This window comes from Rubrimonas sp., from assembly GCF_036788415.1.
In the GTDB taxonomy this organism is placed as follows: domain Bacteria; phylum Pseudomonadota; class Alphaproteobacteria; order Rhodobacterales; family Rhodobacteraceae; genus Rubrimonas.
This window is the reverse complement of the sequence record NZ_DAIQNN010000006.1, coordinates 35290-48611: the sequence shown is the minus strand read 5'-3', so window position 1 is coordinate 48611 and position 13322 is coordinate 35290. Positions and strand designations below refer to the sequence as shown.

Genomic DNA, 13322 nt, shown 5'->3' with positions numbered 1-13322 from the left:
GATAGTAAACGAAAACCCTCGACGCGTCTGTGGGACTCAAGCGCGCGGGCGGCCGTTCTCCGGGCTCAGCGCATCAGGCCCTTCAGCGCCGCCGCGGCCAGACCGCGACCCGTCGGGCGGGGCAGCGCGGCGAAGGGCAGCGGGCGGCAGACGGCGATGGCGGCGGCCCCGACGCGCGCGGTCAGTGCGCCGTTGATCAGCCCTTCGCCGAAGCGGCGCGACAGCCGGGCGAGAACGCCGCCGCCGATCGCCGGCCCTATCAGGTCGTCGCCGACGGCCACCGCGCCCGTCGCCACAAGATGCGCCGCCACGGCCTTGAGCAGCTTCCACGAGCCCAACCATCCCGCCCGCCCACCGTAGATTTCTGCGATCTCGCGGATCATGCGCAGATTGGCGGTCAGCGCGGCGAGGACGTCGACCAGCGCCAGAGGGATCAGCGCCGTCGCCGCCGCCACCGTCCGCGCCGCCCGCCCCGCCGCCGCCGCCGCGCGCGCGTCGAGATCGCGCATCAGCGCGCGTTCGGCTGCGTCGAGCAGCGCCTCGGCCTCGGGCGGCTGGTCGGCGGCGCGGGCGAGGTCGGCGAGCGCCCAGTCCATGTCGCGCCGCCCCGCATAGAGCCGGCGCAGCCCTTTCAGCGTCGCTTGCGCGGCGCGCGCGTCGCCGCTCTCGCGCGCCCGCGCCGCCTGCGCGCGCAGCGCGTCGACGCGCCCGAGCCGCGCCACCGCCGCCGCCTCCCGCAGTGCGAAGACGACCAGCGCGGCGGCGAGCGCCGCCGTCAGCCCCAGCGCCACCCAGCCGAGGATCGCATTGCGCGCGATCAGCCCGGCGACGAAATCGTACAGCGCGACCGAAGTCGCGAGCCCGACCAGCGCCAGCGCCGCGCTCCAGAACCAGCGCGCGAGCGCTGACGAGGGGCGGGCCGCGAGCCGCGCCGCGCGCAGCCCCGCCGGTTCGCCAGCAAGCGCGTCCCGCCCTTCCGCGCCGATCTCCGGGCCGATCTCGGGCGCGTCGCCGGGGTCGGGGGCGGGGGCGCCGAGGGCGGGATCGTCGGCGTCGAACACGACGGGTCGGCGGGGGGTGCGGGTCATCGCGGGGCTCCTCAGGCCAGCCGGTCGCCGATCAGGAAGTCGAGCGCCCGGTCGAGCCGGATGTGCGGCGGCCCGTCGGCGTCGCGCCGGCCCGGCGCCGCCGACGCGCCGCCTGCGCCTTTGGGGGGCGCGAAATCCATCACGTCGAAGGCGCCGCCGAGCCAGCCGGGTTCGTGCGCCAGCCCCTCGCGCGCCGAGGCGAGCACCGCCTGCGGATCGTCGGGAATTTCGCCGGGGTAGAGCGCCGCCTCGCGTCCGGTCGCCTTGAGCTTGCCGCGGACGCAGGCGAGCGTCTCGCCATCGCGCGCGATCTCCTGTTCCACCGTCGCGCGCAGCCCCGCGACCGCCAGCGCCTCGACCTGCGCGCCGCGGAACTGCGCCCTCTCGACGCTCTCGCGCAGCAGGGCCTGCAGGATCGCGGTCATCCGCGGATGCTGGGAGTGGTGGACGTGGTCGGCCTTGGTCGCGGCGAACAGGATGCGGTCGACCCGGCGGCCCAGCAACGCGCTGAGCCAGGAATTGGCGCCCGGGCGGAAGCAGCCGAGGATCTCGCCCATCGCCGCCCGCAGGTCGCCGACGGCGCCGGGACCCGCGTCGAGCGCGCTCAGCAGGTCGACCAGCACGATCTGCCGCTCGATCCGCGCGAAATGGTCGCGGAAGAACGGCGCGATCACCTGCGCGCGATAGGCGTCGTAGCGGCGGGCGAATTCCGCGCGCAGCGAGCGCCTGTCTCCGGGGCCGTCCGGCAATGGCGCGAAGGTCAGCGCCGGCGACCCCTCCAGATCGCCCGGCGCGAGGAAGCGGCCCGGCGTCAGCCCGGACAGGCCGGCGTCCTTGCAGGCGGCCAGATGAACCCGCCACCCCTCCGCCAGCGCCTGGGCGCGCGCCTCGTCGTAAGGCGCCGTCGGGTCGGCCTCCGCCAGCGCCGCGCGCCAGCGCTCCGCGAAGCCCGCGCGCAGCGGCGTCTCGGCGGCGGCGAGGGCCTTCGCCGACCACTCGGCGTAGCGCATTCCCATCAGCGGCAGGTCGAGCAGCCATTCGCCGGGATAGTCGACGATGTCGAGATGCAGGGTCTGCGGACCCGAAAACGCGCCGGCCAGCCCGGCGAGCCAGCTCTCGGAGCGGTAGCGCACCGACAGCCGCAATTGCGAGACCGAGCGCGTCGAGGCCGGCCAGCGCGGCGGCTCGCCGGCGAGATCGGCCATGTGGCGTTCGAACTCGAAGCGGGGCACGCCGCGGTCGGGCTGAGGGCGCAGCGCCACGGCGGCGATCCGCCCGTCGGCCTGCGCGCGCAGCCGTTGCATCCGCCCCCGCGCCAGCAGATTGGCGACCAGCGAGGTGATGAAGACCGTCTTGCCCGCCCGGCTGAGCCCGGTGACGCCGAGCCGCAGCGTCGGCTCCAGAAAAGCTTCGGACGCCGCGTCGCGCGCCTCCTCGACGGGACGCAGCAACAAGTCGTCGATCAGGCGGCCGAGCATGGGCGGAGTTCCGACTGGGGGCGCCCGGCCGATATAGACTGCGCGCCGCCGCTTTGGGAGAGGCGCTCGCCCTGCGAATGCGCCGGCGCGGGCTTCCAGCGCCGGGCGCGGGGCGCTAGAACCCGGCCAAGCCCGCCCCCGCCGCCACGGAGCCCGCCGATGTCTTCGCGCCTGCGCCTCGCGCTGTTCGACGTGGACGGCACCCTGATCGACAGCCAGCGATTCATCCTCGCCGCGATGCGGGCCGCCTTCGCCGATCTCGGACGGCCCGCTCCGCCCGACGGCGCGATCCGCGCCATCATCGGCCTGTCGCTGGTCGAGGCCGCCGCGGCGCTCGACCCCGGCCTATCCGATGTCGAAACGGTCGAGATCGCAGCCTGTTACAAGCGCGCCTTCATCCGAATTCGCGCCGAGACCGGCGGCGAGGCGGCGATGCCCCTCTATCCCGGGGCGCGCGCCGCGCTCGCCCGGCTGTCCCGGACCGAGCGGCTTCTGGGCGTGGCGACCGGCAAGGCCCGGCGCGGGCTCGACCATTTGCTCGATGCGCATGATCTGCGGGGCTTTTTCCTGACGCTGCAGACCTCCGACGACGCGCCATCGAAGCCCCATCCCGGCATGGTGCTGAACGCTCTGCGGGCGACTGGCGCGCAGGCCTGCGACGCGGTTGTGATCGGCGACACGATCTACGACGTCGCGATGGCGCGCAACGCCGGCGCGCGCGCGATCGGGGTGGCCTGGGGCTATCACGCGCCGGACGCGCTGCTGGCGGCCGGCGCCGAGATCGTGATCGACCATTTCGACGCGCTCGACGCGGCGCTGGAGGCGCTGGAATGACCGCGCGCAAACGCTTCTGGACCGAGGCCGCCGCCGTCGAGGCTCCCGAGGGCTGGGCGGTGCTGCTCGACGGCCGGCCCGTCCGCACCCCCGCCGGCAGGCCGCTGGCGGCGCCTCTGCGCGCGCTGGCCGAGGGCGTCGCCTCGGAATGGGCGGCGCAGGGCGAGACGCTCGCGCCGCAGACCATGCCGTTGACCCGCGCGCTCAACACCGCGCTTGACCGAGTCGCCCCGGCGCAGGCGCAGGTGGTCGAGGACGTCGCGGCTTACGGGGCGAGCGATCTTCTTTGTTACCGCGCCGCCGCGCCCGCCGAACTCGTCGCGCGCGAGGCGGCGGCGTGGGACCCGCCGCTCGCCTGGGCGCGCGCCCGCCACGGCGCGCCGCTGATCTGCGCGCAAGGGATCGCCCCTGTCGCCCAGCCGCCCGAGAGCCTCGCGCGGCTGCGCGCGGCGGTGGCGGCCTGCGACGCTTTCGCCTTGACGGCGCTGGCCGAACTGACGAGCCTTTCGGGGTCGCTCGTGCTGGGGCTGGCGGCGGCGGAGGGGGCGATGGACGCAGCCGAAGCCTGGGAGGCGAGCCGGGTCGACGAGATCTGGCAGATCGCGCAATGGGGCGCGGACGCCGAGGCCGAAGCCGCCGCCGAACGCCGGCGCGCGGCGTTCCTCGACGCGGCGCGGCTCGCGGCGCTGCTGCGCGAGGCACGGTAGCGCCATGATCCGCCGCGCGGTCGTCGTCGTTCCGGGCTACGGCAAGCGCGAGCAGGGGGCGGTTCGCGACCAGCTCTGCGCCGCCTTCGAGTTCCACGCCGACGGCTTCGCGCGGGATTTCGAACCCGACCCGGTCGAGCTCAACGGCTTTTCGGCGCGCCGGTTGACCGCGACCGAGCGTCGGCCCGACGCGCCCGCCATCCGCATCGACGTCCACGAGGCGTTCTGGGGCGATCTGATCCCCGCCGAACTGCCCGCAGACCCTGTTCGCAAGGTCACGCGCGGTTTCGCGCTGCTGGCCTACTGGTTCTTCGGTGGCGTCGCCAAGGGCCTGCTGCGGCCCAATTATCTGGGCGCGGCGCTGGCGGCTTCGGGTGCGCTGCTGCTGGCGTGGTACGCCTCGCTGGCCCTGCTCGCGGCCAAGGCGCTGGCGTCGGACCCCTCGCTCGCGCCGGGCTGGCTGTCGGGGCTCGTCGGCGCCGACGCGCTCTCGGGCGCGGTGGGATGGGTGCAGGCGCAGCCCTGGTGGACCGTCCTGCCGGGGCTTCTGGCGGGGCTTCAGGCCGACCGGATCGCGGCGTTGGCCGAGTTCTCGAAGAGCTATCTCACCGACGCGCGCGAAGGCGACGCCGCCGCCGGCGTGCGCGCGCGCGCGAAAAGCCGCGTCGAGCGGCTGCTCGCCCAGATCTACGCTTCGCCAGAGTGTTACGACGAAGTCTTCGTCGTCGGTCACAGCATGGGCGCGGCCATCGCCATCGACGCGCTGGCCGATTGGGGGGCCGACCGCGCGCGCACCCACTTCCACAGCTGGGGCGCGCCGATGCGGGTGTTCTGCGCGCAGGAGCCCGAGATGGACGCCGAGCGCGCCAAGCTGCTCGCCGCCGATCCCCCGCTCGCAGGCTGGACTGACGTGATCGCGCGCAACGACTGGGTTGCGGGGTTCACGCCGGGCCACCGCGAAGCCTTCGGCGAGGCGTCCTCGCTGGTGGTCCGCTCGCCTCAGGGCTGGTGGGCCGGCTGGAACGCCTCGACCCACGAGCAGTATTTCCGCAATCCCGAGACGCTGACCCGCCTGATCGCGCCCGTCGCGGCGCCGAGCCCTCAGAGCACCTGACGCCCCGCCCGCCAAAGCCCCCGCGTCACGCAGAGCCGCTCGACGTGATAGACGCGCGCGAGGTCGGCGCGCCGCCCGATCTCGATGGCCCCGCGGTCGTCGAGGCCCACGGCTTCGGCCGGGTTGCGGGTGACGCAGGCGACGGCGCGCGGCAGAGTCCAGCCCTCGACCTCCTCGGCGAGCTTGAAGGCGGCGAGCAGCAGCGAGGCGGGGGCGTAGTCCGAGGACAGGATGTCCACCAGCCCGTCGCGGGCCAGCTCCAGCGCCGAGACGTTGCCCGAATGCGATTTGCCGCGCAGCACGTTGGGCGCGCCCATCAGGATGCGCATCCCCGCCGCCCGCGAGGCGCGCGCGGCTTCGAGGGTCGTGGGAAATTCGGCGATGCCCGCGCCGAGCGCCGCACTTTCGGCGACATGGGCTTCGGTCGCGTCGTCATGGCTCGCGATGGCGAAGCGCGCGCCGCGCATCCGCGCGACCATCGCGGCGAGGTTCGGCGCGCCATGGGCCTCCTGCAACGCCTTGGCCTCGGCGATGTGGGCGTCGAGCTGCGCGTCGGTGAAGCCCTTCTTGTCGCGGTAATAGAGGACGTACTGGTCGAGGCTCGCGAATTGCCGCTGGCCGGGCGTATGGTCCATGATCGAGATCAGCCGCAGCCGGTCCTCGCCATGCAGGGCGTCGAACTCGGCGACGAGTTCGGGCGCGGTCAGTTCGCAGCGCAGATGAACGAAATGGTCGGCGCGCAGCAGGTCGAGCGCGCGCAGCTGGCCGATCGCCTCGAGCGCTTCGAGCGCCAGCGCGGCGAGGTCCTCGCCGGTCGTCGAGCCGAGACGCAGCGCGTCGAGCACGGTCGTCGCGCCGCCGGCGGCGAATTCGGCGTCATGAGCGGCGACGGCGGCGCGGCGCGGCCAGTCCACGCCTGGGCGGGGGTGCAGATGGCGCTCCAGATTGTCGGTGTGCAGCTCGACGAGGCCGGGAAGAAGGTGGTCGCCTTCGCAATCGACCGCGCCGGCCGGCGCGCGCGCCCCTTCGGAGATGTCGGCGATCATGCCGTCGCGCACCAGAACCGCGCCGACGAAGACCCGGTCTGGGGCGACGACTCGCGCGTTGGCCAGCGTCAGTTCGGCGGAAGGGGAGGGCATTGCGGGGCTCCTGCGGCGGCGGCGGGCCGCGTCGGGCGGTAGTCGAGCGCGGCGCCGGCGTCAATTTCATATATCGGTCACGCTCAGAGGGATAGAAGCGCAGCAGAGCCGCCGACTCGCCCGAGGGATGCGATGCGCACGACCGCCTACGCCCGCTACGCCGTGTTCTATGCGCCGCCTCAGGGCTCCGCGCTGGCGCGGATCGGAGCGGAATGGCTCGGCGCCGATCCCGAGACCGGAGACGGGGTCGCCGCGCCCGAGCCTCCCGGCCTGCCCGCGCCGCGCGCGCGCCTCACCCGCGAGGCGCGCCGCTACGGGCTGCACGCGACGCTCAAGCCGCCCTTCCGTCTCGCCGATGGGATCGACCCCGACACGCTCTGCGAGGCCGTGGCGGCGCTGGCCGAACGCACGCCGCCGGTGCGCGCGCCGGGGCTGCGGGTCGATTTCGGTCTCGGATTTCTCAGCCTGCGCCCGCTCGGGCCGCCCGATCCCGAGGCGGAGGGCGAGGGCGGCGAAAAGGCGCCCGATCCGGCGCGACAGCCCGTCGACCCGCCGGCGCTGCGCGCGCTGGCCGACGCCTGCGTGACCGAACTCGACCTGCTGCGCGCGCCGCTGACCGGCGCCGAGACGCACCGCCGCCGCCGCGCGGGGCTCGACATGGTCGAGGAGGCGCATTTGCGCAACTGGGGCTATCCGTGGGTGCTGGACCGGTTCCGCTTCCACATCACCCTGACCGGCCCGCTCGCCTCGACCGAAGCCGCAGTGGCCGCGCCGATCCTTCAGGACCTGTTCGCCCCCGGGCTGGAGGCCGATTTCCACATCGAGGAGATCTGCGTGTTCGGCGATCCGGGCGACGGCGCGACTTTCCGTCTGCTGCGCCGGTTCCCGCTTCAGGGCGTCGTCGTCTCCGAGCCCTGAGCGGCGAGCGCCGAGAGGCGCAGCGCCAGCGCCGCGCCCGACGCCTCCAGCGCCGCGAGCCCTGCGTCGAGGCGGGCGATGTCGGCTGCGGCGGTCGGCGAGGCGATCGGCGCGATGGCGTGAAGCATGGTCTCTCGGGTGAGTCCGGGCAGTTCGGCGAGCCCGTCGAGCGCGCCCGGCTCGGCGGCGAGCGCGTCGAGCAGCGCCGCCTCCATCGCCGCGAGTTCGGCTGCGCCCGTGCGCAGGGCGTCGAGACAGGCGCGCGCCTGCTCCCTGTCCTCGGCCCGGCAAGTGGGCGCTTCGGGTCCGGGCGCGTCGCCCTCCCGCGCGACCGCCACGTCGAACCGCGCGCGGAGCGGGCGCGACCAGAGGAACTCCGAACACAGGCGGGCGGTCTGCGGATCGGCGTGATCGGTCGCCGCCGCCGCGCAGTCCGGGCGCGGCCAGGGCAGGCTGAGGCGGTGCAGATCGGGGCCGAGCAGGCCGCCGAGATGCGCCTCTCGCGGTCCCAGAACGGTCAGCGCGACGGAGTCCTCCCCGCGCCGCGTCTCCGCCAGCGCGGCGATGGCGATTTCGGCGGCGAGGTCGGGATCTGCGCCACCTGTCGCGCGCGGAGCGGCGAGAAGCGCGAGCGGAGGTTGCGGCGCGCCCTCGGGGCAGGGGATGGCGATCACCTGGCCGATCTCGATCTGGGAGGGGTCTCGCCAGCCCAGCCGCGCGCGGTTCGCCGTGAACAGCGTGCGGAAGTTCCCGTCCGCTCCATAGGCGCGGACGGCGATGCGGTGCAGCGTCTCTCCCGGCGCGATCACATGCGGAACGCCGCAGGCGACTTCCTGCGCCGCCGCGCCCGACGGGGCGAGACCCGCCGCGCATGCGGCGAGCGCCGCTCCGAGCCATCCGCGCATCAGCTTCGCTCCTCCATCAGCCGGGAGCGAGATTGCCCGGCCTCCGGCTCGGGATCAACGGGCGGCGCCAACGCCGCGAGAAAGGCCGCCGCGGCGTCGTCCAGCGCGCCGCCATTGTCGATCGTCCGAACATCCGGCCCGGTCGGAGGGGGCGGCGCGCGGTCGAGCCGGGCGCGCGCCTCGGCTTCCGTCTCGCGTCCGCGCGCGGCGATGCGGCGGGCCAGCGCCTCGGGCGGCGCGGCGACGAGCAGCACCCGCACCGGCTGGAACTGCGCCCGCGCCTGCGCCACCGCGGCGCGCGAGGCGTTGAGCACGACATGCCGCCCCGCCCCGAGCGCGTCGGCCATCGCGCGCGGGACCCCGTAGGCCAGCCCGTGCGCCCGCCAGTGCAGCGCGAAATCGCCCGCCGCCGCCATCGCCTCGAACGCCTCCGGCGCGACTGCGACATGCGCCTCGCCGCCGGCGTCGGCGCTGCGCGTGATCCAGCGGCGGGGGAACAGGATGTCGGGACGGGCGACCCGCGCGCGGTCGATCAGCGCATCCTTGCCGACCCCGGACGGTCCGACGACGAGGTGCAGGACGCCGCGCGCACGGAGACGGTCCGTCACGCCGCCCGAACCGGCGCGAGTTCGAACAGGCGGTCTGCGACCTGCGCGCGCGCCTCGGCGTCGTGGAAGATCCCGAGGATCGCCGCGCCCCGCGCCTTCGCCTCGGCGATCAGCGCCAGCACCGTCGCGCGGTTTGCCGCATCCAGCGAAGCGGTCGGCTCGTCGAGCAGCAGCGCGGGGTAGGGATGGGCGAAGCCGCGCGCGATGTTCACACGCTGCTGTTCCCCGCCCGAGAAGGTGGTGGGCGACAGATCCCACAGCGCGCGCCGGATGCGCAGCCGCTCGAGCAACTCCTCGGCCCGCGCCCGCGCCGCCTCGCGATCCACGCCCAGCGCGCGCAAGGGCTCGGCCACGACGTCGCGCGCCGGCACGCGCGGGATCACCCGCAGGAACTGCGAGACGTAGCCGAGCGCGCCGCGCCGCAGCCGCAGGATGTCGCGCGGCGCCGCAGATGCGACGTCGACCCAATCGGCGCCCTCGCGCACGCGGATCGCGCCGCGCTCGGCGAGGTAATTGCCGTAGATCATCCGCATCAGCGTGGACTTGCCCGCGCCGGACTCGCCTGTCAGCGCCACGCATTCGCCCCCCCGCACGCTGAGCGACACGCCGTCCAGCGCGGCGATCCGCGCGCCGCCCTGCGTGTGCAGCGTGAAGGATTTGGCGACGTTCTCGACCGCGATCATCTCCATGGCTCAGACCTGCAGGATCGAGCTGACGAGCAGCTGGGTGTAGGGATGCTGGGGGTCGTCGAGCACCTGGTCGGTCAGCCCCGTCTCGACCGTGCGGCCGTCCTTCATCACCATCAGCCGGTGCGCGAGCAGCCGCGCCACCGCCAGATCATGCGTCACCACGATCGCCGACAGCCCGAACTCCCCCACCAGTTCGCGGATCAGGTCGAGCAGCCGCGCCTGCACCGACACGTCGAGCCCGCCCGTGGGTTCGTCCATGAACACCAGCCGCGGCGAGGTGGCGAGGCTGCGCGCGATCTGCAACCGCTGCTGCATGCCCCCCGAGAACTGGGTGGGCTTGTCGTCGATCCTGTCGCCGGCGATCTCCACCCGCTCCAGCCAGTCGAGCGCGGCGCCCCGGATGCGCCCGTAATGCCGCCAGCCCGTGGCCATCAGCCGCTCGCCGATGTTGCCGCCCGCGCTCACCCCCATGCGCAACCCGTCGCGCGGGTTCTGCCGCACGAAGGCCCAGTCGGTGCGCATGAGCAGCCGCCGCCGCGCCTCGCTGAGCGCCTCGAGCGCGATCCAGCCTTCGCCGGGCGCGTTGTAGCGCACGCAGCCGGCGCTCGGCGGAAGCTGGCCGGACAGGCAGGAGAGGAGCGTCGTTTTCCCCGACCCCGACTCGCCGACGACGCCCAGCACTTCGCCCGCGTCGAGCGTGAAGGACACGTCCGCGCAGCCGATCCGCGCGCCGTAGCGCCGGGTGAGGCCGCGCACGTCGAGCAGCGGCTCCGGGACCTCCTCGGTGGCCGGGCGCAGCGCGACCGTTCGTTCGGCGCGCGCGCTCATCGCGCCGCCTCCCCGGCTTCCGCGCGGCGCTTGGCGCACCAGTCGGTGTCGGAGCAGGCGAACATCCGCCCGCCGGCGTCGTCGATCACGATCTCGTCGAGATAGGACTCAGCCGTCCCGCACAGCGCGCAGGTCTCCCCCGTTCCCCCGCGCTCGAACGGGTGGTCCTCGAAATCGAGGCTGACCACTTTCGTGTGCGGCGGGATCGCGTAAACCCGCTGCTCGCGCCCCGCCCCGAACAGTTGGAGCGCCGGGCTGTCCGACATCTTGGGGTTGTCGAATTTCGGGATCGGCGAGGGGTCGGTCACGTAGCGCCCCTCCACCAGCACCGGATAGTCGTAGCTTGTCGCGATGCGGCCATGGCGCGCGATGTCCTCGTAGAGCTTCACATGCATCGCGCCGTACTCCGACAGCGCGTGCATCTTGCGCGTCTCGGTCTCGCGCGGCTCAAGAAAGCGCAGCGGCTCGGGGATCGGCACCTGATAGACGAGGATCTGGCCTTCGCGCAGCGGCGTCTCGGGGATGCGGTGGCGCGTCTGGATCAGCGTCGCCTCTTCGGTGCGCTCGGTGACGGCGACGCCCGCGACTCGCTGGAAGAACTTTCGGATCGAGACGGCGTTCGTGGTGTCGTCGGCGCCCTGGTCGATCACCTTCAGCGTGTCGTCGGGCGTCAGGCACGCGGCGGTCACCTGCACGCCGCCGGTGCCCCAGCCATAGGGCATCGGCATCTCGCGGCTTGCGAAGGGCGCCTGATAGCCGGGGATCGCCACCGCCTTGAGCAGCGCGCGCCGGATCATCCGTTTCGCGCCCTCGTCGAGATAGGCGAAATTGTAGCCCTCGACGCCGGTGGAGTTGTCGGCGGCGTTCATTCGGCGGCCTTCCGCGCGCGCAGCGCCCGGATCAGCTGCAATTCCGACTGGAAGTCCACGTAGTGGGGCAGCTTGATGTGTTCGAGAAATCCGCTCGACTGGATCGCGTCGCAATGGCTGAGGACGAATTCCTCGTCCTGCGCGGGCGCGCCGCCTTCCTCGCCGAATTCCGCGAAGCGCATCGCGCGGTCGACCAGCGCCATCGCCAGCGCCTTGCGCTCGCAATGGCCGAAGACGAGCCCGTAGCCGCGCGTGAACTGCGGCGGCGTCTCGCCGTCGCCCGCGAACTGGTTGACCGTCTCGCACTCGGTGACTTCGATCTCGCCGATCTCCACGGCGAAGCCGAGTTCGGGAATGTCGAGCGCGACGCGGACATGGCCGACGCGCAGCTCGCCGACGAACGGGTGCGTGCGCCCGAACCCGCGCTGGGAGGAGTAGGCGAGGCCGAGAAGGAACCCCTCGTCGCCGCGCGCGAGCGCCTGCAACCGGAGCGCGCGGCAGGCGGGGAAGGCGAGCGGCTCGCGCGTCAGGTCAGGCGGGACGGCGCCGTCGTCCTCCGCCCGCTCGATCAGCCCCTCGGCGTCGAGCAGCCCGAGGATGTGGGGCGGCGGGGCCGGCGGCGGGCCGTCCGGCGCGGCGAACTGGGGCGCCTCGGTCGCTTCGCGCTCCGCCGCCAGCGTGAAATCGAGCAGCCGGTGCGTGTAGTCGAAAGTCGGCCCGAGGATCTGGCCCCCCGGAGCGTCCTTGAACGTCGCCGAGATGCGCCGCTTGACCTGCATCGCCCCGGTGTCGAGCGGATGCGCCGCGCCGAAGCGGGGCAGGGTCGCGCGATAGGCGCGCAGCAGGAAGGCGGCCTCCACCGCGTCGCCCCGCGCCTGCTTGAGCGCGAGCGCCGCCAGATCGGGGTCGAGCAGCGAGCCCTCGGCCATCACCCGCGCCACCGCCAGCGCCAGCTGCTCGCGGATCTGGGCGACCGACAGCTCGGCGACGGCGGGGTCGCCGCGCCGGGCTTCGGCGAGCTGGGCGTGGGCGGCGTCGATCGCCGCTTCGCCGCCCTTGACCGCGACGTACATCTCAGAGCTCCGCCCGCGTCGCGCGCGGCAGCGCCGCGACCGTCGCGCCCGCCGTCAGGATCGCGTCCCAACCCAGCGGGAACAGCGCCCGGTTGGCCGCCCGCGCCGCCCAGAAGCCGGACCCGACGCCGTCGACCGCCAGACGTCGCGCGCCCGCGACGCCTGGCCCGGAAATCCGCGCGCCGGCGCCTTCGCGCAAGGCCTCGACTTCGACGATCAGCGTGACCGAACGGTCTGGGTGCTCCGCCGAACCCACCGGCCAGTCCAACCCGGCGATGTCGTCCCAGCGCCCCACCGCATAGGCGGCGCGCGAGGGCTCCGCCTCGGGGGCGGTGGAGAGGTGGAAGCGCAGCCAGCCCTCGACCGCCGGCGCGCGCAGCGACGGCGCGAGCCAGACCGGCGCGTCCGCGTCGGCGAGCGTCAGCAGCGCCGCCGCCGCAGCGGGCGACAGCGGCGGCGGCGCGAGCACGCCGGCGCCCAGCGCGAAAACCCGGCCCGGCTGCGCCGTCGCGTCGAGCAGCGCCCGGAAGGCGAAGGCCGCATCGCGCACCGGATCGGCGAAGCCTCCTGCGGGAGCGGCGGCGAGGGCGGGCGCGCTCATCCGTCCTCTCCCCGGACCAGCGTGAAGAACTCCACCCGGGTCGCGGCGGCCCGGGCGGCCCGCCGGGCGGCGCGGTCGGCCTCCGCCGCGGCGAGCGGGGCGAGCACGATCCGGCGCACCGTCGCGGCCTGCGCCGTCTGCATCAGCGCGTCGCACAGCGCGGCGCGGCGCGCATGGGCGCGGTCGCGGCCCAGCGCATAGGCGATCCCGACGGTCCCGTCCGCCAGCCGCAGCGCGCAGCGCGTCGCCGGCACTTCCCCGAGATTGAAGGCCGACCCCGTCGCGCCGGCCCGCCCGCGCGCCATCGCGAGACCGGTCTGGGGCGCGCGCAGATCGGTCGCCTCGGGCGCGCCGCCCAGTTCGGCCCACAGCGCCTCTACCGCCGCCGCCAGCCCGCGCGGCTCGGAGCGCGCGAGAACGCCCATCCAGCCGGGACGCGTGTCGATGTCGTCGCTTGACATGGAATTTCAC

Annotated in this window: 15 protein-coding genes; 4 read left to right on the top strand and 11 right to left on the bottom strand. The window is 74.2% G+C overall.

The features are described 5' to 3' along the window. Positions 1–65: 65 nt before the first annotated feature. Together V7Q31_RS02980 and V7Q31_RS02975 are read right to left on the bottom strand one after the other, a co-directional pair. Positions 66–1088 carry a YcjF family protein gene (locus tag V7Q31_RS02980; RefSeq protein WP_333832183.1) on the bottom strand — a complete coding sequence of 341 codons (1023 nt, stop codon included), beginning with the start codon at positions 1086–1088 and terminating at the stop codon, positions 66–68. Positions 1089–1099: 11 nt separating this feature from the next. Beyond that, entirely contained in the window at positions 1100–2566 is a 1467-nt protein-coding gene (locus V7Q31_RS02975) for a YcjX family protein (protein WP_333832182.1), read from the bottom strand. 159 nt (positions 2567–2725) lie between these two features. Here V7Q31_RS02975 and V7Q31_RS02970 point away from each other — a divergent pair, with 159 nt between their 5' ends. The 3 genes from V7Q31_RS02970 to V7Q31_RS02960 are packed head-to-tail and all read left to right on the top strand — an operon-like array spanning position 2726 to position 5221. After that, on the top strand, positions 2726–3400 hold the full coding sequence (locus V7Q31_RS02970) for an HAD-IA family hydrolase (protein WP_333832181.1): 675 nt from the start codon (positions 2726–2728) through the stop codon (positions 3398–3400). Further along, the gene (locus V7Q31_RS02965; RefSeq protein WP_333832180.1) at positions 3397–4107 is read left to right on the top strand and encodes an ATP12 family chaperone protein; all 711 of its coding nucleotides are present in this window, start codon (positions 3397–3399) and stop codon (positions 4105–4107) included. Before V7Q31_RS02970 ends, V7Q31_RS02965 begins: the two co-directional genes overlap by 4 nt. 4 nt (positions 4108–4111) lie before the next feature. Further along, positions 4112–5221 carry a hypothetical protein gene (locus V7Q31_RS02960; protein WP_333832179.1) on the top strand — a complete coding sequence of 370 codons (1110 nt, stop codon included), beginning with the start codon at positions 4112–4114 and terminating at the stop codon, positions 5219–5221. On the opposite strand, the gene V7Q31_RS02955 is transcribed toward V7Q31_RS02960, so the two are convergent. Then, positions 5209–6360: an alpha-D-ribose 1-methylphosphonate 5-triphosphate diphosphatase gene (locus V7Q31_RS02955; RefSeq protein ID WP_333832178.1), complete on the bottom strand. Its 1152-nt coding sequence runs from the start codon at positions 6358–6360 to the stop codon at positions 5209–5211. The genes V7Q31_RS02960 and V7Q31_RS02955 overlap by 13 nt on opposite strands. Positions 6361–6492: 132 nt before the next feature. On the opposite strand from V7Q31_RS02955, the gene V7Q31_RS02950 reads away from it, so the two are divergent. Next, positions 6493–7278 (top strand): DUF1045 domain-containing protein, encoded by a 786-nt coding sequence (locus V7Q31_RS02950; protein WP_333832177.1) that lies wholly within the window; start codon positions 6493–6495, stop codon positions 7276–7278. Here the strand turns inward: V7Q31_RS02950 and V7Q31_RS02945 are convergent. The 8 genes from V7Q31_RS02945 to phnG are packed head-to-tail and all read right to left on the bottom strand — an operon-like array spanning position 7251 to position 13312. Beyond that, complete coding sequence (locus tag V7Q31_RS02945; protein WP_333832176.1) at positions 7251–8183, bottom strand: LysM peptidoglycan-binding domain-containing protein; 933 nt, start codon at positions 8181–8183, stop codon at positions 7251–7253. The genes V7Q31_RS02950 and V7Q31_RS02945 overlap by 28 nt on opposite strands. Beyond that, a complete protein-coding gene (gene phnN, locus V7Q31_RS02940; RefSeq protein WP_333832175.1) occupies positions 8183–8791 on the bottom strand; it encodes a phosphonate metabolism protein/1,5-bisphosphokinase (PRPP-forming) PhnN in 609 nt (202 codons plus the stop codon). The genes V7Q31_RS02945 and phnN overlap by 1 nt, the downstream gene beginning before the upstream one ends. Then, positions 8788–9474 carry a phosphonate C-P lyase system protein PhnL gene (gene phnL, locus V7Q31_RS02935; RefSeq protein ID WP_333832229.1) on the bottom strand — a complete coding sequence of 229 codons (687 nt, stop codon included), beginning with the start codon at positions 9472–9474 and terminating at the stop codon, positions 8788–8790. The genes phnN and phnL overlap by 4 nt, the downstream gene beginning before the upstream one ends. Before the next feature lie 9 nt (positions 9475–9483). Then, on the bottom strand, positions 9484–10308 hold the full coding sequence (gene phnK / locus V7Q31_RS02930) for a phosphonate C-P lyase system protein PhnK (protein WP_333832174.1): 825 nt from the start codon (positions 10306–10308) through the stop codon (positions 9484–9486). Next, positions 10305–11177: an alpha-D-ribose 1-methylphosphonate 5-phosphate C-P-lyase PhnJ gene (locus V7Q31_RS02925; protein ID WP_333832173.1), complete on the bottom strand. Its 873-nt coding sequence runs from the start codon at positions 11175–11177 to the stop codon at positions 10305–10307. The genes phnK and V7Q31_RS02925 overlap by 4 nt, the downstream gene beginning before the upstream one ends. Continuing rightward, positions 11174–12250 carry a carbon-phosphorus lyase complex subunit PhnI gene (locus tag V7Q31_RS02920; protein ID WP_333832172.1) on the bottom strand — a complete coding sequence of 359 codons (1077 nt, stop codon included), beginning with the start codon at positions 12248–12250 and terminating at the stop codon, positions 11174–11176. The genes V7Q31_RS02925 and V7Q31_RS02920 overlap by 4 nt, the downstream gene beginning before the upstream one ends. A 1-nt stretch (position 12251) precedes the next feature. Next, on the bottom strand, positions 12252–12851 hold the full coding sequence (gene phnH, locus V7Q31_RS02915) for a phosphonate C-P lyase system protein PhnH (RefSeq protein WP_333832171.1): 600 nt from the start codon (positions 12849–12851) through the stop codon (positions 12252–12254). Further along, positions 12848–13312 carry a phosphonate C-P lyase system protein PhnG gene (phnG, locus tag V7Q31_RS02910; RefSeq protein ID WP_333832170.1) on the bottom strand — a complete coding sequence of 155 codons (465 nt, stop codon included), beginning with the start codon at positions 13310–13312 and terminating at the stop codon, positions 12848–12850. The genes phnH and phnG overlap by 4 nt, the downstream gene beginning before the upstream one ends. Between the last annotated feature and the right edge of the window lie 10 nt (positions 13313–13322).

Bases quoted from the DNA above. Each gene is read 5' to 3' on its own strand.
- phnK (WP_333832174.1), bottom strand. From the start codon at position 10,308: ATGAGCGCGCGCGCCGAACGAACGGTCGCGCTGCGCCCGGCCACCGAG.
- V7Q31_RS02945 (WP_333832176.1), bottom strand. From the start codon at position 8,183: ATGCGCGGATGGCTCGGAGCGGCGCTCGCCGCATGCGCGGCGGGTCTC.
- V7Q31_RS02960 (WP_333832179.1), top strand. From the start codon at position 4,112: ATGATCCGCCGCGCGGTCGTCGTCGTTCCGGGCTACGGCAAGCGCGAG.
- V7Q31_RS02920 (WP_333832172.1), bottom strand. From the start codon at position 12,250: ATGTACGTCGCGGTCAAGGGCGGCGAAGCGGCGATCGACGCCGCCCAC.
- V7Q31_RS02955 (WP_333832178.1), bottom strand. From the start codon at position 6,360: ATGCCCTCCCCTTCCGCCGAACTGACGCTGGCCAACGCGCGAGTCGTC.
- V7Q31_RS02980 (WP_333832183.1), bottom strand. From the start codon at position 1,088: ATGACCCGCACCCCCCGCCGACCCGTCGTGTTCGACGCCGACGATCCC.
- phnL (WP_333832229.1), bottom strand. From the start codon at position 9,474: ATGATCGCGGTCGAGAACGTCGCCAAATCCTTCACGCTGCACACGCAG.
- V7Q31_RS02975 (WP_333832182.1), bottom strand. From the start codon at position 2,566: ATGCTCGGCCGCCTGATCGACGACTTGTTGCTGCGTCCCGTCGAGGAG.
- V7Q31_RS02925 (WP_333832173.1), bottom strand. From the start codon at position 11,177: ATGAACGCCGCCGACAACTCCACCGGCGTCGAGGGCTACAATTTCGCC.
- phnH (WP_333832171.1), bottom strand. From the start codon at position 12,851: ATGAGCGCGCCCGCCCTCGCCGCCGCTCCCGCAGGAGGCTTCGCCGAT.
- V7Q31_RS02970 (WP_333832181.1), top strand. From the start codon at position 2,726: ATGTCTTCGCGCCTGCGCCTCGCGCTGTTCGACGTGGACGGCACCCTG.
- phnG (WP_333832170.1), bottom strand. From the start codon at position 13,312: ATGTCAAGCGACGACATCGACACGCGTCCCGGCTGGATGGGCGTTCTC.
- V7Q31_RS02950 (WP_333832177.1), top strand. From the start codon at position 6,493: ATGCGCACGACCGCCTACGCCCGCTACGCCGTGTTCTATGCGCCGCCT.
- V7Q31_RS02965 (WP_333832180.1), top strand. From the start codon at position 3,397: ATGACCGCGCGCAAACGCTTCTGGACCGAGGCCGCCGCCGTCGAGGCT.